At 61.7% G+C, this 20,723-nt stretch carries 20 protein-coding genes; 6 read left to right on the top strand and 14 right to left on the bottom strand.

Features of this window, described 5'->3' with window-relative positions:
• Positions 1 to 80: 80 nt before the first annotated feature.
• From ACFT1A_RS27005 to ACFT1A_RS26990, 4 genes are all read right to left on the bottom strand, one after another.
• Positions 81 to 986, bottom strand: a complete 906-nt coding sequence (locus ACFT1A_RS27005; RefSeq protein ID WP_378449509.1) for a hypothetical protein — start codon at positions 984 to 986, stop codon at positions 81 to 83.
• Positions 987 to 1,130: 144 nt separating this feature from the next.
• Positions 1,131 to 2,489 carry an L-serine ammonia-lyase gene (locus tag ACFT1A_RS27000; RefSeq protein ID WP_378449508.1) on the bottom strand — a complete coding sequence of 453 codons (1,359 nt, stop codon included), beginning with the start codon at positions 2,487 to 2,489 and terminating at the stop codon, positions 1,131 to 1,133.
• A complete protein-coding gene (locus ACFT1A_RS26995; protein WP_378449507.1) occupies positions 2,486 to 3,700 on the bottom strand; it encodes an amidohydrolase in 1,215 nt (404 codons plus the stop codon). Before ACFT1A_RS26995 ends, ACFT1A_RS27000 begins: the two co-directional genes overlap by 4 nt.
• A 68-nt stretch (positions 3,701 to 3,768) precedes the next feature.
• Positions 3,769 to 5,112, bottom strand: a complete 1,344-nt coding sequence (locus tag ACFT1A_RS26990) for a DUF3100 domain-containing protein (RefSeq protein WP_378449506.1) — start codon at positions 5,110 to 5,112, stop codon at positions 3,769 to 3,771.
• A 135-nt stretch (positions 5,113 to 5,247) separates the two neighbouring features.
• Between ACFT1A_RS26990 and ACFT1A_RS26985 the strand changes: the two genes are divergently transcribed.
• Positions 5,248 to 6,246, top strand: coding sequence for an Lrp/AsnC family transcriptional regulator (locus tag ACFT1A_RS26985; RefSeq protein ID WP_378449505.1), 999 nt, complete (start codon positions 5,248 to 5,250; stop codon positions 6,244 to 6,246).
• Positions 6,247 to 6,283: 37 nt separating this feature from the next.
• On the opposite strand, the gene ACFT1A_RS26980 is transcribed toward ACFT1A_RS26985, so the two are convergent.
• Genes ACFT1A_RS26980 through ppk2 form a run of 4 tightly spaced genes read right to left on the bottom strand, consistent with a single transcriptional unit; the run spans position 6,284 to position 12,642 of the window.
• Positions 6,284 to 7,249 (bottom strand): endonuclease/exonuclease/phosphatase family protein, encoded by a 966-nt coding sequence (locus ACFT1A_RS26980; RefSeq protein ID WP_378449504.1) that lies wholly within the window; start codon positions 7,247 to 7,249, stop codon positions 6,284 to 6,286.
• Between the two features lie 47 nt (positions 7,250 to 7,296).
• Complete coding sequence (locus tag ACFT1A_RS26975) at positions 7,297 to 8,991, bottom strand: SulP family inorganic anion transporter (RefSeq protein WP_378449503.1); 1,695 nt, start codon at positions 8,989 to 8,991, stop codon at positions 7,297 to 7,299.
• An 18-nt stretch (positions 8,992 to 9,009) separates the two neighbouring features.
• Complete coding sequence (locus ACFT1A_RS26970) at positions 9,010 to 11,751, bottom strand: cation-translocating P-type ATPase (protein ID WP_378449502.1); 2,742 nt, start codon at positions 11,749 to 11,751, stop codon at positions 9,010 to 9,012.
• Positions 11,752 to 11,778: 27 nt separating this feature from the next.
• The gene (gene ppk2, locus ACFT1A_RS26965) at positions 11,779 to 12,642 is read right to left on the bottom strand and encodes a polyphosphate kinase 2 (RefSeq protein WP_378449501.1); all 864 of its coding nucleotides are present in this window, start codon (positions 12,640 to 12,642) and stop codon (positions 11,779 to 11,781) included.
• Between the two features lie 156 nt (positions 12,643 to 12,798).
• On the opposite strand from ppk2, the gene ACFT1A_RS26960 reads away from it, so the two are divergent.
• Together ACFT1A_RS26960 and ACFT1A_RS26955 are read left to right on the top strand one after the other, a co-directional pair.
• Entirely contained in the window at positions 12,799 to 13,050 is a 252-nt protein-coding gene (locus ACFT1A_RS26960) for a three-helix bundle dimerization domain-containing protein (protein ID WP_378449500.1), read from the top strand.
• A 130-nt stretch (positions 13,051 to 13,180) separates the two neighbouring features.
• Positions 13,181 to 13,558: an SHOCT domain-containing protein gene (locus ACFT1A_RS26955; RefSeq protein ID WP_378449499.1), complete on the top strand. Its 378-nt coding sequence runs from the start codon at positions 13,181 to 13,183 to the stop codon at positions 13,556 to 13,558.
• Here the strand turns inward: ACFT1A_RS26955 and ACFT1A_RS26950 are convergent.
• Both ACFT1A_RS26950 and ACFT1A_RS26945 read right to left on the bottom strand, forming a co-directional pair.
• Positions 13,536 to 14,990, bottom strand: coding sequence for a hypothetical protein (locus ACFT1A_RS26950; RefSeq protein ID WP_378449498.1), 1,455 nt, complete (start codon positions 14,988 to 14,990; stop codon positions 13,536 to 13,538). The two genes, ACFT1A_RS26955 and ACFT1A_RS26950, sit on opposite strands and share 23 nt — an antisense overlap.
• Before the next feature lie 78 nt (positions 14,991 to 15,068).
• On the bottom strand, positions 15,069 to 15,467 hold the full coding sequence (locus ACFT1A_RS26945) for a hypothetical protein (protein ID WP_378449497.1): 399 nt from the start codon (positions 15,465 to 15,467) through the stop codon (positions 15,069 to 15,071).
• Positions 15,468 to 15,629: 162 nt separating this feature from the next.
• Between ACFT1A_RS26945 and ACFT1A_RS26940 the strand changes: the two genes are divergently transcribed.
• Positions 15,630 to 16,223, top strand: coding sequence for a GNAT family N-acetyltransferase (locus tag ACFT1A_RS26940; RefSeq protein ID WP_378449496.1), 594 nt, complete (start codon positions 15,630 to 15,632; stop codon positions 16,221 to 16,223).
• 17 nt (positions 16,224 to 16,240) lie between these two features.
• On the opposite strand, the gene ACFT1A_RS26935 is transcribed toward ACFT1A_RS26940, so the two are convergent.
• From ACFT1A_RS26935 to ACFT1A_RS26920, 4 genes are all read right to left on the bottom strand, one after another.
• A complete protein-coding gene (locus ACFT1A_RS26935; protein WP_378449495.1) occupies positions 16,241 to 17,317 on the bottom strand; it encodes an ABC transporter substrate-binding protein in 1,077 nt (358 codons plus the stop codon).
• Positions 17,318 to 17,459: 142 nt separating this feature from the next.
• Positions 17,460 to 18,296 carry an AraC family transcriptional regulator gene (locus ACFT1A_RS26930; RefSeq protein WP_378449494.1) on the bottom strand — a complete coding sequence of 279 codons (837 nt, stop codon included), beginning with the start codon at positions 18,294 to 18,296 and terminating at the stop codon, positions 17,460 to 17,462.
• A gap of 55 nt (positions 18,297 to 18,351) precedes the next feature.
• On the bottom strand, positions 18,352 to 18,678 hold the full coding sequence (locus ACFT1A_RS26925) for a DMT family transporter (protein WP_378449493.1): 327 nt from the start codon (positions 18,676 to 18,678) through the stop codon (positions 18,352 to 18,354).
• On the bottom strand, positions 18,675 to 19,025 hold the full coding sequence (locus tag ACFT1A_RS26920; RefSeq protein ID WP_378449492.1) for a DMT family transporter: 351 nt from the start codon (positions 19,023 to 19,025) through the stop codon (positions 18,675 to 18,677). Before ACFT1A_RS26920 ends, ACFT1A_RS26925 begins: the two co-directional genes overlap by 4 nt.
• Positions 19,026 to 19,095: 70 nt before the next feature.
• On the opposite strand from ACFT1A_RS26920, the gene ACFT1A_RS26915 reads away from it, so the two are divergent.
• Positions 19,096 to 19,833 (top strand): hypothetical protein, encoded by a 738-nt coding sequence (locus tag ACFT1A_RS26915; protein WP_378449491.1) that lies wholly within the window; start codon positions 19,096 to 19,098, stop codon positions 19,831 to 19,833.
• A 29-nt stretch (positions 19,834 to 19,862) separates the two neighbouring features.
• Positions 19,863 to 20,720: a type I methionyl aminopeptidase gene (gene map, locus ACFT1A_RS26910; RefSeq protein WP_378449490.1), complete on the top strand. Its 858-nt coding sequence runs from the start codon at positions 19,863 to 19,865 to the stop codon at positions 20,718 to 20,720.
• The last annotated feature ends 3 nt before the right edge of the window (positions 20,721 to 20,723 follow it).

The following is a 20,723-nucleotide window of genomic DNA, read 5'->3' as shown; positions in this document are numbered from 1 at the left end:
TACGGCTGCCGCAGTCCCCAGGTACCTCCTCAACCGGTACCGGGGGACTACTGAACCCCTGCCTGAACCCTGGACTTGGGTCAGAGCCCGCCGTCGAAGAAGGCCGCCAGGGCCGGTGCCGGGTCGGCCGCGGTGCCCGTATTTGCTACGCCGACAACGATCAATCCCAGCGTGAACAGTGCAATGAGAAGACCTAACGACCCCAACCCGAGCCTCGCTCGTCTGTCGGATCGCGCCGTTCTGGCGAAGCGCACCCACACGACCACAGCCACGGTCAGTGAAAGTACTGCCGCGATCAGTGCGATCACCGCCATTGCCACGTGATACTGCGCGAAGTCGTTGATCATCACGTCGAGGGCAGGGCTTGGCTGGTTGCCGGTGCCCGTCGTCTGAGCGAGCTGTTGGCGGACCTGCCCGAGAGTTTCGGCGAGTTCCCCGTCCGCCTCGCCCACGGGCAGCATCGAGATCAGCGAAGAGAAGGGTGCAACGACACCTTGGACATTGGCCATCACGAGCACCGAGGAGAACAGTGCGAGGATCGTGACCAGGCCCCCGGCCGAAACGTATGCAAGTTTCTTTCCCAGAGCCAGCGGGCCCGCGTTCGCGAACGCCGCCTTGAGCATGCGGCCGAGTGCGAGCAGAACCGTCAGCAGGATTACCGCGATCACTGCCTTGGCCACGTGGTACCGCATCCAGTAATCGACAGCGGACTCCAAGCTCGGAGAGAAGGCGTGGACACCGGAACTCCAGTAGTCGACGAACGCGGCACGGACCGTCTCGACGAGTTTCCCCTGGTTTGCATACCCATCGCCCGGCCTACTGGTCAGCATGCCCGGGCCGAAAACGAAGGCAGCGGAGACAACGGCGACCAACGCGATCAGCGCGGCGATCTTGCGACCGGAGGACTGCGCTGAGCGCGACGGCCCCGCAGTGTTGTGCAGTGGAGAATTGTGCAGGGGGATTCCTCCAGCGTGATGAGCGATCATCCGGTCACCGTCCACAAAGTCATGTCCTCGAGTGTAGAAATCGGTGCACCGGAGTTCGTCGGACGTGGGGATGATTTTTTCGCGATGGCCTCCGCCCTCGGTCGGATGCAGCGATGAAGATACCTCCGATCAGGCGGGACTTCGCTAGCACTCGACTACGTTGACGGCGAGCCCGCCCTCACTGGTTTCCTTGTAGCGCACGGACATGTCGTTTCCGGTTTGTCGCATGGTTTCGATGACGGTATCGAGGCTCACCACGTGCGTTCCGTCGCCCAGGTATGCGAGTTGAGCCGCGGTGACCGCAGTCGAGGCAGCGACGGCATTTCGTTCGATGCACGGGATCTGGACCAGACCACCGACCGGATCGCAGGTCAGCCCCAGATGGTGTTCCATGGCAATCTCGGCTGCATTCTCGATTTGTCGTGGCGATCCCCCCATGACGGCGCACAGACCGGCCGCCGCCATTGCACAGGCGGCTCCGACCTCACCCTGACACCCGGCCTCCGCGCCGGAGATCGAGGCATTCGCCTTGATGATCGATCCGATTGCGGCCGCAGTGAGGAGAAATGTCCGAACGTCGTGAACGCCGGCGCCGGTCGCGCGTATGTGGTGGTAGAGCACCGCAGGCACGATGCCTGCCGCACCGTTGGTCGGGGCCGTGACAACGCGGCCACCTGCTGCATTCTCTTCGTTGACCGCCATGGCGTAGACGGTCAGCCACTCGCGTGAGGAGGGTGCGCAGTTGCGTTGTTCCAGTTGGCTCTTCGCTGATTGTGCTCGTCGGCGAACTCCGAGTTTTCCGGGCAGCACACCGACGGTATGCATGCCGCGCTCGATGCAGGCGCGCATCGCGGACCAGATTGCGTCGATACCGGCGAGCGCTCGGTTCTGGCCGTGCATCGCGATTTCGTCTCCCAACGCCAGTTCGGCGATAGTTCCGGAGCCACATTCCGCCAGTAGCTCTTTCGCGGTGCGATAGTGGGAGTCGATCGGGTGTGTGGGTTCTGGCGTCTGCGCTCCCGTGCGTACTACGAACCCGCCACCGATCGACAGATACGTACTCGTATAGACGATTTCGCGACCTTCGAACGCCGTCAGTGTCATCGAGTTCGGGTGCCCGTGCCGGCGAACGAGCGGTTCGAACACCATGTCGTCACGCGTGAAAACGACGTGTCCGAGTGAGCCACCGGCGAGCATCACCGATCCACCGTCCGACAGTTCGGCAAATGGGCCGTGCACGTCGGCCGGCTCGCACGTTTCAGGATCCAACCCACGAAGTCCCGCGATCACCGCGTCGGGAGTGCAGTGGCCAATACCCGTGGCCGCGAGAGAGCCGTGCAGATTGCAGCGAATTCGGTCGACCGGATCGGTCAATCCGGCAGATTCGAGTTCGCCGACAAAAGCGTGGGCGGCTCGCATCGGACCGACTGTGTGTGAACTGGACGGTCCGATGCCGATGGAGAAGAATTCGAGAGCGGAAACGTAGACGCCATTGGTGCTCATTCGGCACTCGTGACGGTGGTCGCTCCTGACTCGCGTTGGGCCGCAATCGTCAGTAGGTCGGAGCGAGAGTCTCCGGTGGCGGCTCGGATCACCGTGCGCGCCATTGCAATTGCTCCGTGTAGAACTGCTTCGTCACCCGCTGCGGAGCGGGCATCAGCGGCAAACTCGATCGTGTGAGGAACTCCGGTGACGCCGCGCAACGCGATCATCGGGTGGATCGAGGGAACCGCCTTCGAGACGTTGCCCATGTCGGTCGAACCGCCGGTCAGGGGAGTTCGGGCGGCCGCGGTGCGGCCCAGGTTCGCGATCTCCTCGTCCCAGATAGTTGCCAGCACCGGATGTTGAACCAGTTCCTCGTAGCGAGGTTCAGCGCGTTCGGTTGACCAGGCGCAGTCGCTGGCCACCGCGCCGCCCTCGAAGCAGGCGAGCATTCGACGTTTGGCGTCCAACAGCACCTCGAGATCTGCGGCCCGAACTTCCGCTCGGACCAGAGTCGAGGCCGGGATGATGTTGGTGGCTTCTCCGCCGTGTTCGACGTAGGCGTTGAGTCTGACGTCGGAAGGGAGCTGTTGACGGAGGAGTCCGATGGCAACCAGTGCGATCGTGGCGGCGTCACCTGCGTTGATGCCCTTGTGTGGTGCGGCGGCCGCGTGTGCGGCCCGTCCGGAGTAGGTCACGTCGAACCGATCGACTGCCTGCGTTCCGGTGACAGTGCAACTGACGTCCTCACCTGCAGCGCCGTGGACCATGATCGACATTGCCGCGCCCTCCCACGCGCCGCGTTCGAGGAGCAAGACTTTCCCACCGCCATGTTCTTCGGCCGGCGTACCGAGGAGGACAACAGTCAGGCCGTAGTCCTCCGCGACCTCACCGAGCGCGACGGCGGCGCCCAGTCCGGCTGCGGCGATGACATTGTGTCCGCACGCATGACCGATGTCGGGGAGGGCGTCGTACTCGGCGCAGACGACGACGCGGAACGGTCCGGAGCCTCGTACCGCTTCGAATGCCGTCTCGAGGCCGTAGGCGGCGCGAGTAACCGCGAAGCCGGCTTCCTGCGCGGCGTCGGCCAAAAGGGCGCTCGCGCGATGCTCTTCGAAAGCCAACTCCGGGTGGGCGTGGATGGTGTGGCTGACGTCGATGAGGCGAGTTGCCAACTTCTCGATCGTGTTCGAAACAGAGTCCGTGGGGGTGAGGGTGTCGGCTATGGACATGGATATGTCTTCCTTTCAATGTCTTTGGTTGTCAGCATCTTTGGATCGCGGTGTCTTCGGGTGCAGTTCTAGTGCCAGAGGCCGAGTGCGAACTCCGCGACGACCACTGAAAGTAGGTACGAGGCGAGGATCGCGACGATTCCGACGGGGACGATCTTCCAGCCGATCGTCTTGAGCAAGGGGAGGTCCTTGCCGAGGCTGAGACCTGCGACAGTCAAGGTGAGGGTGCAGATCGAGAGAAAGTCGACAGTACCGACGGTGCTCGAGACGAAATCACCGATGGGGGACCATGGCGTGGTCGCCAACGCGCCGATGGTGATGATTGCGATCATCGCCGCGATGTTTCCGCGTGTCAGACGGGCGACGCCGACGCCCAGGAGCAACAAGCCGGTGAGGATCAGGTATCCGACGATGATCGAGCGAGACATCCCACCCGCCGCGATCGAGGAGACGATGACTCCTCCGACGAACAGAATCGGAATGACAGTTGCCAACGGCACGGTGACGCTCGGCGCAACTGCTCGGGGAGCAGTCCGGGCTTTCTGTTCGGTGGTCACCTTCGAAGTCTTGGTGAGTGCGCCGTAGATTCGATCAGCAAGGGGGAGCGCGACATACATGCCGACATACACGCCCAGGAGACCGGTGATGATGTTGGATGTGGCCGCCACGGCGAGTACCTGGTCGGCCATCTCGGGGTGCGCCGAGACGACGCTCGCGGCAGCTGCGGCCATCATCGAGCCGGATCCGACTCCAGCGCCCATCGCCAGCGCGAGGGGGTCGAAGATGTTGAAAGAGGTAGCCAGCGATGCAATCAGGCTGATCAGTACGGCACCGAAGAGCGTGCCGAAAACGTACATCGACAGGACCCCACGGTACTGGTCGGAATCGGGGCCGTAGCGTTCGCTGACCATCGCGAAGGAGCCCTCACGGTCGATGGAGAACGTTGCTCCGACGGTGGCCGGTCCCATCCGAAGGAGTACCGCCAGTGGGAGTGCGAGCGCAATCGTGCCGAACAAGTGCCCCAATTCCTGTAGCAGGAGTGCGGGGCCGGCATCGAACAACAGTTGGATGTTCGGGCCGATGGTGAAAGACAGTCTTGCGCAAAGCAAGAGAACCGCAAGACCCATGATTGCCGACGATGCGGCCTGAAGGTCGAGGCCGAGAGGTTTCCACTTCTGGCTCGAGACGACACCACCGGCGATCAGTCCCCACACCATGGGCAAGATGGTGATAGCGGCAGCGCCGACGGGAATCACTGCGGGGCCGATCAGTTGGGCGCCTGCCGCAAGAGCGAGGAGCAGAATCACCACGATCCACAGCCGTGGCGATCTCATGCCGAAAATGACCTTCTGCGTCGTGGCTGGGTCGCGAACCGGAGAATCGTCATGCGAGACGGGAAATGCTTCGGTCATGTCGGTGTCTTTCTCGAGGGGCGAACGAACGCAAGACGTGAGCGTTCTCGAGGTTCAGGATTTGGTGGATTATTGATGTCATGAAGTTAGGATCAACGCGTTTCGATCCTGTTTCGGTGCAGCATTCTTCTGAAAGTGAGGTCCCCGGTGCAGGATCAGATGCTCAAGGACGAAGATCTTCGACTGTTGAACGCATTGCAGATCAGGCCGCGAGCGTCGTGGTCCGAGCTTTCGCGTGCCATTGGTTCCGATCCGGTGACACTGACCAGGCGTTGGGAGCGTCTTCACTCGCAAGGGATTGCCTGGATCGCTGCTTACCGTGGGGGTCCCATCGTGTCCGCGACCGCACTTCTCGAGATCGAATGCGCACCGGCGCAGACCCTGCGCGTTGCCGAACAGATCGCGCACGATCCCGAAGTACTCACAGTTGATCTCACAACCGGCAATCGGGATCTGTTCGTCACCCTTACGTGTACTGACCTCGATCAATTGTCGAGGTACGTCTTGGAACGAACCCAATCGCTGCCGATGATCACCGCGATGCGAACACAGATCGTGTCCTCGGCGAACTCCGATGCCCGAAACTGGCGTCTACGTGCTCTCGACGCGGACGAAATTGCCGCGCTCGAGTCGACCCCGCCGGCGAAGATTCGTGGTGTTCGAGCCAGCGAAGAAGAACAGTCGCACCTGTTCGAGATCCTTTCTCGCGAACCACGAATTACCGTCTCTGCCCTCGCCGCAGCGCTCGGGGTAACAGCGGCCCGCGCCGGGGCGCTCCTGTCGCATGAGCTGTCGACGGGGCGACTGGTCGTCCGCACGGAGATTGCTCGGCCTTACTCCGGCTGGCCGGTCTATGCCTGGTACTTCTTACGTCTCGACGCGCGCAAGGAGGCAATTGCCCAGCGCCTTGCTCACCTGCGAGAAGCGAGGCTTGTTGCTTCGACTATCGGCAGCTACGACATCGCACTGGCGGTGTGGCTTCGCTCGATCGACGACGTGCAGCGATTGGAAGGTTATCTCGCCGAACAGTTCCCGGGCGTATCCGTGGTAGACCGATCGATAGTCCTGCGCACGCCGCATCACCTCCATCGGACGATCGATGTGTCGGGTCGAAGCATGCCCAAGCATGGGTGAGGTGCACCGTGTCCGTGCGTGGCGGCATGCTCGCTGACTATTCGGGGATGGTCACGTCGACGATCAAGCCGTGGTGATCGGAACCTTCGATCTGGATTCGCTCGAGCGACTTCGCCTGTGCGCCGCGCAGAACTACGTGGTCGATGCCGACTATCGCAGGGAATCGCTTGTCGGCGGGGTAGGTGGGAACGATGCCGACGCCCAATTGGTCTGCGGCGTCGGAGTAGCCGACGTCGAGGAGGTCTCGGAATTGTTTGTGCATGAAGGTCGTATTGAAGTCACCACTGACGATGACGTTGTCCTCGGCGGCAGCGGCGTCGAGCGCGTTCCGGAGAGTGCTCAGCTCGGCAGTCCACACGTCGGGCGGGGTGACGTACGCCGGCCCGGGGTGCACCGCCAGAAGCGTGAACGGAGTAGAGAAACCTACTGTTGCAACAAGATTCGTAGGTCCGAAGCCGTTCAGCTCTCGCGTATCCGTCAGCGGGAAGCGGCTGTAAATCCCTGCTCCACCACCGCCGGCGTTGTCCGGCATCGAGAAGCGGTACGGCAATAGTTGTTCGAGGCCCTGATCCCGCAGGGATCCTTCGAGTGATTCGGTCAGTTCCTGAACTGTCAGGACGTCGACTGCCTTCTCGCGCACCGTCGCAGTCAAACTGGCAGGGTCTGCCTGCCCGAACAGAAGATTCGCCTGCATCACCCGCAGGGACGGCCCGTCGATTTCGGAACCGTTCGCGACGTACAACGGGCTGATCACCGAAGCGCCGATCGCTATGAGCGCAACCGAGATCGCCAGGAGGATCCAGCGCCGAAAGGCCAGGCAGATCAGAGACGCGACGAGTGTGACTGCAAGCAGAATCGGGACGAAAGAGGCCACGGCGATCAACGGGTTGATCGGTTTGGAGGAGTACAGCGCGATCAGCGCGACAACGCCGACGGCAATGCCGCCCACGCCGGCGACCTGAGCGATACGGCGTGCCGGCACGTTGTCCGTCGTGAATCCCATACCGAACGGTACCCAAAACGGCCGATGCTCCCAACTTCGTCGTGCAGTCAGTCGCTGTTCCTGGCGCGGAATGCACTCACCGCAGCCTCGAGAGTCGGGAAGAAATGCGTCGAATCGAACCGATCACCGACGCCGAATCGGATGAGTCGATCCTTGATCGGACCTTTCATCTCCGCGAACGCCAATCGAATTCCTTTGCCTTCGAGGAATGTATCCAGATCGACGAGTTCGTCGACAGCCGTGGTATCGAGTCCGGTGATCGGTTCGGCGGCAATCACCACCCACTCGACCGGGTCCGGCGCCTTGGCGACGACGGAGCGAACGTACTCGTCGAAGATCTCGCCGTTCGCGAAGAAGAGTGGAGCGTCGAACCTCACCAACACCAACCCGGGGATGCGATGCCCATCTGGATGGCGTTCGACGTCGTGGAAGCCGGCCAGGTTACCGGTTTCGACGAGTTCGGTTCTGTGCGGTTGCCACACCTGCGCGATGACTGCCGCGAAGGACAGTCCGATCGCAACCAGGATGCCTTGAAGCACGCCGACCAGCGCGACTCCCAGGAATGCCGCGACAGCGAGGCCGAATTCGACAGTGCTCATCCGCCACATTCGAACCATGCCGCGTACGTCGATCAGCGCACACGCGGCGACGATGACGACGGCGGCCAGTGTCGCATCGGGTAGATAGGCCGTGAGTCCGGGAGCAACGAGCACAAAAACCAGTACGGCGAGCGCCCCGACGACGCCGGCCAATTGCGTATGCGCCCCGCTCTGTTCGGCTACCGGGGTTCGTGACCCGCTCGCCGAGATAGGGAATCCGCCGAAGAGACCGCCGGCCACGTTCGCGACACCGATAGCCTTCATTTCGGTACTGCCGTTCACGTCCTCGCCGTGTCGTGCGGCGAAGGTGCGCGAGAGAACGCCGGTGTCGGCAAAGGCAATCAATGCGATACCGGCCGCAGGCCCGATCAGATGGCCGACGTCCTGCCAGGTGACTCCGCCGACAGAGGGGAGGGGAAGTCCTTCCGGCAGTGCCCCCACCATGCCGATGTCATCGGTGAGACCGGCGGCGGCGGACAAGACCATTGCCGCGACAACGGCTACCAGCACGCCGGGCACAACAGGTACCCAGAGCCGGAAGGCGACTATGACTACGAGTGAGCCGACACCGATGGCCGCAGCGAGCGGGTCGACGTCGCCACCGATCAGGGCCTTCCCGATTTCACCGATTTCATCGAGGAGGCCGGATGCGTCGACCGAGAATCCGAGCAGCTTGGGAATTTGCCCTACCACGACAACGAGTGCGATGGCGTTGAGGTAACCGAGGCGGATCGGTTTCGAGAGGAGCTCGGTCACGAAGCCCAGACGAAGAAATCCGCCGATCACGAGGATGAGGCCGACAAGAATGGCGAGAACCCCGGCGAGTGCAAGCGCGTTCTCCGAATCGCCGACCACAGCGAGCGGTATGACCGCGGCGGCGATCAGCGGTGCCAGCGACGAATCAGGTCCGAGTACAAGAATTTTCGATGGTCCGACCAGCGCGTACGCGAGCAGCGGCACAATGGTGGCGTACAGCCCGGCGTACGCGGGCAGTCCGGCGGCTTCGGCGTAGCCCATACCTGCCGGGATCAGCAATGCCGTCAAGACGAGTCCGGCAGTGATGTCTGTTCGCAGCCATTCGCGGCGATACCCGCGGGCAGTCGCGATGCCCGGTAGCCGACCTAGACTCTCCGCCCACATCATCGTGTGATTGTCCCTCCCTCAGCGGAGTACACGCGCGCGTTCGGGGGCAACCGCAGCGGCCGCAGTCATCGGGACAGGTCGCTGCGCGAGACGGCGGCGTCGGATCGCCTTCTCCAACTCGACGACAACCGGGATGACGAGCGACCATCCGAGGCAGACGAGCCATTGGGCGCCGGTCAGTGAGGTGGTCATGAGGAGTTCCTGGAGGACACCCGCCTCGACGGCAAACACGGTGACGACCGTGGGAATCGTCAAGATTTTGACAGCACCGAGAACCGGCGGAACGAGACCCGACTCGGGATCGCGCCGCATGGTCAACCCCGCAAATATGGAACCGAGAGACAAGACGACGAATGCGGTGGTCATGGGGACATTCGCTTCGGTAGTGCTCATTTCACCCGGTGCGAGAAGCATCGCCGCGAGGGTCACGGCAAATTGCAGGACGCCGTACGCGAGCCACTGTCCGACTGCACTTCGATGTGCGATCGGCATCTTGGGATCACGTGGCGGCTTGTTCATCAGATCCGGAGGCGGTGGGTCGAGCATGATCACGGCAACGGGGAACAGAGTGATGAAGAAGTGTTGGAAAAGCACCATCAGCGGCGTCAGCGCGACACCCTCGTTGATGTTGAAGATGCTGGCAGCGAGGAAGAGGAGAACCAACGAGAAGAGCTTCGACATCTGATAGCGGATGTACGAGACGATCTTCCCGTAGATGTTGCGGCCCAAAGTGATCGCAGTGATGAGTGTTCCGAAGTTGTCGTCGGTGAGCACCATCTTGCCCGCCTGTTTGGTCACTTCGCTGCCAGAGCCCATGGCGACGCCGATGTCTGCCTTCTTCAACGCGGCGGCATCGTTGACGGCATCGCCGGTCATTGCGACGACGGCGCCACTGCGCTGCATGACATCGACCAATCGAAGTTTGTCCTGCGGGGTGACTCGGCCGAACACGTGCAGGTTCGGCAATGCGGTCGACAGTTCGTCGTCGGTCATCGCTTGTACATCGCTTCCGCTCACGGAACCCGGGCCGAGCCCGAGTTCGGCACCGATTGCGGCGGCGGTGACGGCATGGTCGCCGGTGATCATGCGGACCTCGATGCCGGCGCGTTGCGCGGTGCGCACCGAATCGACTGCCTCCGGCCGCAGCGGGTCGATGATGCCTGCCATGCCGACAAACGTCAGGTCCTCGACAAAGGACATGGGGTCCGCCACGACGGCTTCTTCCCGCCCGTCGAGTCGTCTGACAGCGAAAGCCAGCACCCGAAGGCCCTTCTCGGACATGGACTGATTTGCTGCCGTCAGCTCGTCACGGACTTCGTCGATCGGTACCGGTCGACGGCCGGGGAGGAAAGCCGAACCACACCGAGCGAGGACGACGTCAGGGCCGCCTTTGACCAGTTCGACGAACTGACTTTCGCCGTCGACTTCGAGATGGTGGTACGTCGCCATGAACTTGTACGCGGAATCGAACGGAACCGTTGCGACCCGCGGATAAGTCCGTCTGGTGAGTGGGGCGTCGGCGCCGATCTTCGCCGCGAGCACCACAAGAGCGGCCTCGGTCGGGTCGCCGACAACCTCCCCGGAATCGGAAACCGTTGCATCGCTGTCGAGGCACAACCCGTAGGCGAGGAGTGTGAAGTCCGGTGGTGCCTCGCCGGCAACCTGCGTGATCCTTCCGGTCTTGGCGTAACCTTCGCCGTCGACCGTGTACCACCGGCCGTGGACGTACAGCGATCGCACGGTCATCTGGTTCATGGTCAACGTGCCGGTCTTGTCCGAGTTGATCGCACTGGTCGCGCCGAGTGTCTCGACATCGGTCAGGTTCTTCACGACTGCCTTGGCGTCTGCCAGTTGACGGGCACCGTACGCCAGCATCGCCTGAACGAAAGTTGGTAAGCCGGTCGGTATCGCAGAGACCCCCATTGCGATACCGAGCAGCAGAAGCGTTGTCAGATCCTGCCCGCGAATCAGTCCGATGACGACGATGACGATCACCGCCGTCCACGCGATGATCCCGAGAAGCTTTGTGAGAGAGTCCAATTCTCGTTGCAGCGGTGACTTTCCCGGGGCGACCGCCGACAACATCGACGCGATCTGGCCGATCTGCGTCTGCATCCCGGTCTCGGTGACCACCATGGTTGCCGTGCCGCGGGTGACCGAGGTGTTCTGGAACACCAGATTGCTCCGGTCTCCGAGAGGAATATCCTGATTGCTCAGCGTTTTCGGGTCCTTCGGGATCGGTGCGCTTTCACCGGTCAATGCGGCTTCTTGCGTCTCCAGGGTGGTAGAGGCGAGCAACCGTCCATCGGCGGCGATGATGTCTCCCGCCTCGACTTGGACGACGTCACCCGGCACCAGTTCGGTTGCGTCGAGCTCAATCAGATTCCCGTCACGAATGACCCGCGCTTGGGGTGTCTGCATCTTGGCGAGCGCGTCGACGCTGGCCCGTGCCTTCAACTCCTGTCGAGTTCCGAGGACGATGTTGAGCGCGACGAGCACCGCCACCACGATTGCTGTCGGTACTTCACCGATGGCGATGCTGACCGCAGCAACGGCGACCAGCATCAAGTTCATCGGATCTTTCAGTTGTAACAGTGCGATCGACCACGTCGACGGAGGCGGCGTCGACGTGATTTCGTTCGAACCGTATCGTCGTCGGCGCTGGTCGGCCTCAGCCGCTTGCAGCCCGCGCTCCTGGTCCGACTGCAGTGCGGACACGACTGACTCGCCGCTCTGCGCATGCCACGGCGTGGGGCTCATGACCACACGTCCTTTCCTTGGCGATCGTCAATACCGGGTCGGAATCCAGTGCAGCGGTTGTTTGGGCGTCTGGTAGCCGTGGGCCTTCTGCCGCTTCGGCAACGTGATGTCAGTCGATTGCAACGGTTCGTAAGGGATCTGACTCAGAATGTGGCTGATGATGTTGAGTCGCCCGCGTTTCTTGTCGTCGTTGTTCGCGACATACCAAGGTGCCCAGCCGGTGTCGGTGAAGCGAAACATCTCGTCGCGGGCACGCGAGTAGTCGTACCAATGACTGAACGACTTCAGATCCAGATCTGACAGCTTCCAGATCTTTCGAGGGTCGTCGATTCGGCTTTGCAAACGCAGAAGCTGCTGCTCTTCGCTGACCTCGAGCCAGTACTTGAGCAGAATGACGCCGGATTCCACGATCGCACGCTCGACGGTCGGAATGAGCTGGAGAAATTGATGTGCCTGTTCTTCGGTGCAGAAGCCCATCACCCGTTCGACACCGGCACGGTTGTACCAACTGCGGTCGAAAATGACGATCTCACCGGCCGCCGGGAGATGCGGGACGTATCGCTGGACGTACATCTGCGAATGCTCACGCTCGGTCGGGGCGGGTAGCGCAACGACCCGGAATACTCGCGGACTCACTCGCTCGGTGATGGCTTTGATGACACCGCCCTTCCCTGCGGTATCTCGGCCCTCGAATACGATGCAGACCTTGGCGCCAGACGATTTGACCCACTCCTGCAATGCGACGAGTTCTCCGTGCATCGGCTTGAGTTTGCGGCGGTACACCTTGTTCTTCATCGGCTTTTCTGCGACGGGTGCATCGTCGTCGTGAAGAATCGACGCTGTGTCGTCGTGGCGAGTCGAGCGTTCTTTCCCACTTCGACTCCCTGCCATCGTGAGCGCATCGTGAGCGTGCGGGGATCGTCCGCTCGTATGTGTATGCCCCGTATTCGGTCAACCTATTCTCTCCGTGATCGAGACCCGAATCGTGTTGTTTTCGAACCTGTTTCGAGCCTTGACGCGCTCGTCTGGACGGACGACCATTAATGGATGACTGGCGACGAAGAGTTGCTCCACGTCGAGCGGGTGATCACTCGCCTGATTTCCCGCTATCCCGCCGTTTCGCCAACGGAGATCGAAGCCAGAGTGCGAAAAATTCACGAGCGCTTTGTCGGCTGTCGGATCCGTGACTTCGTGCCTCTCCTCGTCGAAAAGGCGGCCAGACAAGAGATCTCGAATCGGAGAATCGTGATTCCGATACTGGATGAGCGGTCGGCGAGCCTCAACTCACTCGAGCTGTAGCCGGAACGGGCGTCGTCGGCGCATACTGAAATGACCTTGGACCAGGGAGTTCTGGCCGCATGCGGATTTCAGGCGCGGAACGTCAGTCTCCCGACTCCTGATGTGGAAACCGAGTACAGGGAGCGTTGACATGGAAGGCTTCTGGGAATTCTTCTGGTTCATCTTCGTTTGCTTTGCGTTTGTGGCCTACTTGAGCGTGCTGTTCTCGATCATCACCGACTTGTTCCGTGATCACGAGACTTCGGGCTGGGCCAAAGCTTTATGGATGATTTTCCTCTTCGTCATTCCATTCTTGTCCGCGATGATCTACGTGGTCGTGAAGAATGACGGAATGACGCGGCGGTCGATGGAGGCCGCCCAGCAGCACATACACGCGCAAAGTGACTACATCCGAACCGTCGCCGGCAAATCTCCGACTCAGCAGATCGCCGACGCCAGAGAGCTTCTCGACTCCGGCGCGATCGACGAACAGGAATTCCAGGCCGTCAAGGCAAAGGCGCTGGCGTAGTTTTCTCGTCGTCGTTAATGTCAGGGCCGCTACTGTCAGGCCTGATGTCCTGTGCGGCAGCGCGGGCAGGACGAACCAGCACTTCCAGCGCGACGAGTGCGACCAAGGCAATCACGACGATCCAACCCACGACCAATCCGGTGGGGTAGCGCCAGAAAAGCAGCAACAGTGCGGCGATGCCGATGATGGCGCAGCGCAGCGGAACACGAAGCTGATTGGCCCACCGCTCCACCTGATTCGGCGTACGGCCGCTTGAAGAATGCCGGACGAAGTCCAACGCCTGCCCGTAGCCTCGTCGAACGGCGATCGCCGACGACGACCCACCGACGAGGTAGGCGCCGAGTCCCACCACCACGCCGAGGGCCGCAACCGCGCGCAGACTCGTCCGCAGCGGCACCAGAACGGTGTCGATGACCGCTGTGGCGGCGTCTGGCGAGAGGATATCGGTGGGGACAGTGTCGAGGTAGATTGCGCGTCCGATGAGAATTCCGATCGCGAGAACCAGCATTCCCAACGCAATCGACAAGCCGACCAGGGACAGTGCGCGGAGCCTGCGACCGGTTGGCGCAACGGCGACAGCGGCTGCCGCGCAAGCGATTCCCAACCACGGCAACACCGCTGAGACCTTGTCGAGTGCCGAGACGGCTCGCTGAGCCTTCACCAGCTCGGGGGACTGGAAGAGTACAAATTCCTTGTCCACGGAGGGGATTTTGTCTGCGAAAGCGAAGCCGCGATCGGTCAAGGCCGTTTTCACCCGGTCGATGATCGTGCTCAGTGAAATGCTGACGGTTCCGCTCTGGTCGACCTCGACGGAGTCGGGGCCGTAGTTTCCGGTCATGACTGCGACGAGAGAGTTGTGCGCCGCTCGGTTGGCTTGAATCCACAGGTCTTCGAACTGCTGCGTCTGTACGAGCGAGCCCACTGTGTCGTGGACGAAACTCTTCGCCTGGCCGGCGATCACCGGTGCCAAACCCACCAATGCCTGGTCCACGCGGGGCGCGTTGGCTGCGAGATTCGAAACGTCCGTCAATGCGGTGAGTGCCTCGGTGGTGAGCCCTTCGACGTCGACGCGATCGAAGATCTCGTCCGTGACTTGATTCGTGATCTCCGCTTGCACGGCTGGATTCTCACCCAGCGGCGCTACCGTGCTGACGTAGCGGTCGGTGTCGAGGATCTGACTTCGGACGAAGCGGGTGGTTACCGACAAGACTGCGAGTAGTGCCACCAGCACCAGCAGGATTGTCACCGCGGTCCACCGCAGCCCGTGTCGAGGTGGTCGGGAGACTTTCTCGACGGTCGTTTCGCGGGCGCTGGGAGTCAGCTCGCGCAGTGTTGGAGTCTGCTCGCGCAGTGTTGCTACTTCTTCGCGTAATCGGGCTAGTTCGGCACGTTCGTCCTCGTGGAGTGGGCCGTCGCTCGTGCCGTTTGCCATCATGTTCCTCTCCGGAGGGAAACTGCTGCCGCACAGATGAAAACGTTGAACTCGAGGGGTGGAACCGAAGGTGTGGCCTCAGATCACGTCGGGATTCCATGTCGCGACAGCCCAGATGACGAACACGTCGAGCGCGATGATGGTGATCGACCACCACGGAGAGTGGGGTAACCACAGGAAATTCGCGAGGATCGAGAGCGAACAGAAGATTATCGCGCCTACCCGTGCCCACGTCGCGCCGGTGAAGAGCATGATTCCGACAGCGGTGACGAGCACGCCGAGTGCGAGGTGAATCCATCCCCAGGAGGTGAGGTCGAATTGGTACGCGTATTCAGGGCCGACGACAATAACGTCGTCCTCGGATATCGCCGAGATGCCTTGCAGAATTTCGAGCACACCGACGGTGACGAGGAGAACCGCTCCGCCCAGGGCGCTTCCTTTTGCCACACCCTGCTTTACCAGTGAATCTTCGGACATGAGCGCCCCTTGGTATCAAGTGCGAAATTGCCTGGCATAACTCCGTATTCCGACCATTTACGGTGGTGAAATAGCCCGTCGGAGGGCAAATCAAACATTGAGCGCTGCACGGCATTGCGATATTCATTCGCCTACGAATTCGAAAGAACCTACCGTGTCGGCATGGATATGGCGGACGTAGGTGGGGCGACGACGACTGCACCGGAAATGATTCGGACGGATCGGTTGGTGCTTCGTACCTACCGTCCAGGCGATCACCGGGATCTCCTCACCTTCTACGGGCGCAGCGACGTATGCCGGTATTTGCTGAACGATCCCTGGGATCTCGCGGAGGCTCGCGAGGCTGTGCAGAGCAGGATCTGTCGTCGTGACCTTGCGGCCGGAGCGGTAGCACTTGTTGTTGAAAGTGACGGCATGGTTGTCGGAAGTGTGAGTGCCTGGCTAGTCGAGGAATCGGGTTGCACAGCCGAAACCGCGCACACGGCAGAAGTCGGGTGGGCATTCTCGCCCGACTTCGGCGGCCGAGGATTCGCGACGGAAGCTGTGACCGCTCTGATCGACCTGGTGTTCGCAACACCCCGATTACGCCGTGTGGTCGCGCAGATGGATGCGAGAAACGAATCCTCGGCACGACTCGCGCGGCGAATCGGGATGCGGCGAGAGGCGCATTTTCGGCAGAACGCGTGGATCAAGAACGAGTGGACCGACACTGTGGTTTTTTCAATGTTGCGCAGTGAGTGGCCTTCAGTTGCTTGACCGGACCGAGCGGGCTGTTACTTCGCGACCAGTTCGGTCAACTGAGGCACGAGCTGGTCGGTTGCCCACGGGACGCTCAGAACACTGACGTACATGGTCGCGGCTGTCAGGCGATTGTCGGTGATCCACAAGTCTTTTCCGTTGGCGATGACCGGCCACCGTGCGAACAGAGTGTTGGCCAATGTGCTGTCGACCTCCGACTGATCGCTTGCCCAGCCGAGATAAACGTCGGTGTTGATCGTGTCGAGCTTCTCCATGCTGATGCCGAACAAGAACGAGTCGCCGGCGAAGTTCTTGGCGCCGTTCACCACGTCGGGGGCGACTGTGAGCCCGAGGTTTTCGACAAACTTGACGCGTGGATCGTCCGGACCGTAGATGGCAGTTTCGGTTTCTCCTTCGCGGATATAGGACCCGAAGGCAAAGGTGACTCCGTTGAATTCGGGGTGGCTCGCCTTCGACTCCTGAACCGTTTCCTCAACCGACTTGATCAGCGCTGCGGTCTGAGCGGGACGGCCGAGGGCCTTGCCTACATCGGTGGCGAGGTTTTGCCACGAGCTCGGCTGATACGGCTTGGTGTCGTAGGGAAGGGTAGGAGCGATCGAGCTCAGCCGCTGGTAATCCTGCTCGGAGAACCCCGAGTACGGGGCAAGAATCAGATCGGGCGCGGCATTGAGAATCTGCTCGAACAGAAGCTCACCGCTGTCGGAGTAGTACGGCGCGGGGGTGGGCAGCGTCTGGCCTGACTTTTCGAGTTCTGCCCGCGTCCACGGCAGGAACCCGTCGGCGTCGCCGGCCCACGAGTCCTTCTGCATCGCGATCGGGGTGACGCCGAGGGCGATGACGGTGTCTGCCGCCGCGGAATCGAGGGTGAGGATCCGTGTCGGTTCCTTGTCGATGGTGGTGCCGCCGAATGCGTGCTCGATCGTGACGGGATATGCGCCGTCCTCGACAGCGGATGCCGACGAACTATTTTCCTGGGCGTCCGATGACGACTGCGTGCAGGCGGTCAGAGGCAGTGCGGCCGCCACCATCAGCGCAACGACAATTCGCCTCTTCCGTTGGGGACGAATTCTCTGACGGGCAGATCTGAACACGCGAAACTCCTCGGGATTGATCGGGGAAGTGCTTGCACGACTCAGCGCGGTACGCACATGAGAGCAGGCTTACCTAAGTGAATGTAGGGCGCGTGCGTGTAGCGAAGGGGCCAGCCGATGTCGACAACAGGTCAGGCTCGAGTCAGTTGACAGCGGCGAGCGCATTGCCGGGGGTGTAGCCGACCGTCTTGCGAAAAGCGGCGATGAAGGAACTCGACGTCCCGTAACCGACACGGCGGCTGACGGCGTTCACACTCATTCCGGTCCCGAGCATGCCGAGGGCTGTGCTCATGCGAACCAGCGTGCGCCACTGCGCAAAGCTCAACGCGAGTTCCGCGGCAAAAATCCGGGTGACCGTACGTCGGCTGAGATTGAGAACGTGAGCCCACTGATCGAGTGATCGATCGTCGGCGGGATCCGACAGCACTTTGTCGACGAGCATCCGTAGCCGCGGATCTCGGGGGATCGGTACGTCGAAGTGAGGTGCCGATGCCGGGGTGAGGAGATCGACACAAACCTGCTGTGCCCGAAGGCGTTGTTCTGCAGGCATTCCGGTATGGGCGAGGTGTATCAGCAGTGCCCGGGCTGCCTCACTCAGTGTCACGATGCACGGTTCGTTCCATGCGGGAGTCCACAACTCGGGGGTGAAGAGGGTGGCACGGAATGCGACGTGGGGATTGGCCTGACCTTCGTGGAGGACTCCGCGAGGGATCCACAGGCCGACGCCGGGCGTGACGGTCCAGAGTTGATTGTCGATGATCATGTTGACGACGCCCCGGTCGGACCAGATCAGTTCGTGCTCGGCATGAGCGTGCTGTGGCCACTGCGTGATGTGGTCGGTCTCGACGATGTACGTCGTCAGTTGAAATGGCGCCGGGACGGCACGCGCGATCGGAGTGTGGCGGTCGGCTTCCCGTACGTGGGGACCGTCGTCCAGGTGTGGACCGTCGTCGATTTCACGAAGGGCAGGGATCAGCACCGCGGACTACCTCCAGAGCAAAGTTAGGTAAACCTTACACTGGAATCCGCTGGGCTCAGTGACCCGCTCCGAGTTCGATGAGAAGCACGCCTGCGGCGATGAGACCGATCCCCACGATCATCAGTTTGGTCAGCGGTTCGCGAAAGAGAATGCGGGATGCGATTGCCGTCAGCGCCACCCCGCATGCGGTCCAGATGCCGTACGCCACGCCGATCGTCAGGCCCGCGTCGAGCGCGAGTGTGAGGAAGGCAAAAGCGGCGAGATACCCCACGGTGACAACTGCAAACCAACGCTTGTCGCTGCCGTCCTGCGACGCCATCCTCAGTGAGAGTGTTGCGGTGACCTCGGAAATAATCGCAGCGATCAGAAACACAAAGGTCATGCCGGGTCCGCCGGTCCGCTGTCGGCAGCTGCTTGAGAGCCGAGTTCGACGCACAGCACTCCGCCGATGACCAATGCAATCCCAACGCCCATGGTGGCCGTCAGCGGATCCCCGAAAAGGGCAGTTGCGAACACCGCGGTGAGGACGACTCCGGTTGCGCCCCAGATTCCGTATGCGACACCGAGTCCCATGCCCTCTCGCAGGACGAACGACAAAGCGGTGAACGCCGCCAGATATCCCGCGACGACCACGACGTACCAGGCGGGGTGATCGAGGGCCGCGCGCAACGACAGGGTCGCAGACACCTCGGTCAGGATCGCGGAGATCAACAGCAGCCATTTCTTCACGGGTCGGATTCTGTCAGGCTCGACGGATTTCGGGCGTGCACGGATTCCGGTCGCACACTACGGTCGAGCCATGACGTGCGTGCTGCTCGGCGGGATTCGCGACGGTGACATCCGCCACGACGCGTCGGGTGGCGATGTAGCCGCGACGCCGATTCTCGACTGGGGCAACGACGACGTGGCCCGCCTCTACGACGACATTGCGGGAGGTGCAATCCAGTCGGCGCAGGAGTTCCTGGTGTCGGCGCATCGCAGCGTCGGCGCAAGGATTCGGGCGGTATACGGGCTCGACGACCGGCAACCTGTGTCGGTGACATTGAGTCGAGGACGCGGATCGTGCAGTCAGAGACTTGCAGTCGTCGAAGCGTTGGCTCGCCGCCACGGTACCGCCACCCGAGTGCGCGGTCTCGTACTCCGTGGGGAGTTCTGGTATCCACGATTTCGGCATCTACATGCGGTGATTCCGAAATCAGTGCTGCTGGCCTGGCCGGAATTCCTGGTCGACGAACGCTGGCGGGACATTTCCGAGATCGTTTCACCCCCGGCCCTTCCAGACGTCTCTGCGGTCTCTTCTGTCGAACCGTTCACGAACGCCGGCGAGGAAACTCTGTTCGACGCGATCGGACGTGCTCCGATCAGTTGGGGTAAGTCGGTTTCATGTGATTGCTTGGATTTCTCCGAATTCGTCGACCGTGATCTGGGCACCTTCGAATCCCGTGACGAACTCTTCGAGAAATTCGGACAGACGATGTCGACCCCCGCCAGGGTCCTGCTCGATCCTGCTTTCCGGAACTGGAGTGCATCCGGCTGACGTGCGACGCGAGGTCTAGGCTGTTCTGCATGTCTGTGCGCACCCCATTGGTCCCTGGAACCGTCTCTCCCGTCCTCGCAGTGCCCTCGAAGATCGAGCGGCCCGAGTACGCGTGGAAGCCGACCGCCAAAGAGGGCAACGAGCCCTGGGTTCAGACGCCGGAGACTATCGAGGCGATGCGCATCGCCAGCAAGATCGCCGCAGGCGCACTGCAGGAAGCCGGCAAGGCGGTGGCTCCCGGTACCACGACCGACGAGCTCGACCGCATCGCACACGAGTTCATGCTCGACCATGGCGCCTACCCGTCGACGTTGGGCTACAAGAGCTTTCCCAAGTCGTGCTGCACGTCCCTCAACGAGGTGATCTGCCACGGAATCCCGGACTCGACCGTGATCCAGGATGGCGACATCGTCAACATCGACGTCACCGCGTACATCAACGGGGTACACGGGGACACCAACGCGACGTTCCTTGCCGGTGATGTGTCCGAGGAGAACCGCTTGCTCGTCGAGCGCACACACGAGGCAACGATGCGAGCCATCAAAGCCGTCAAGCCCGGCCGCGCGCTCAACGTGATCGGACGCGTCATCGAGTCGTACGCCCACCGCTTCGGGTACGGCGTCGTCCGGGATTTCACCGGGCACGGAATCGGTGAGACCTTCCACAACGGTCTCGTGATCCTGCACTACGACGAGTCCGCGGTCGAGACCATCATCGAACCGGGCATGGTCTTCACGATCGAACCGATGATCAACCTCGGTGGTATCGACTACGAGATCTGGGAGGACGGCTGGACCGTCGTCACCAAGGATCGCAAGTGGACGGCACAGTTCGAGCACACCCTGGTGGTCACCGAGAGCGGTGCAGAGATTCTCACCCTGCCTTGAGTT

Origin of the sequence: Rhodococcus sp. NPDC057135, from assembly GCF_042670865.1 — a bacterium.
Classification (GTDB): domain Bacteria; phylum Actinomycetota; class Actinomycetes; order Mycobacteriales; family Mycobacteriaceae; genus Rhodococcus_F.
This window is presented reverse-complemented; position numbering and strand designations above follow the sequence as displayed.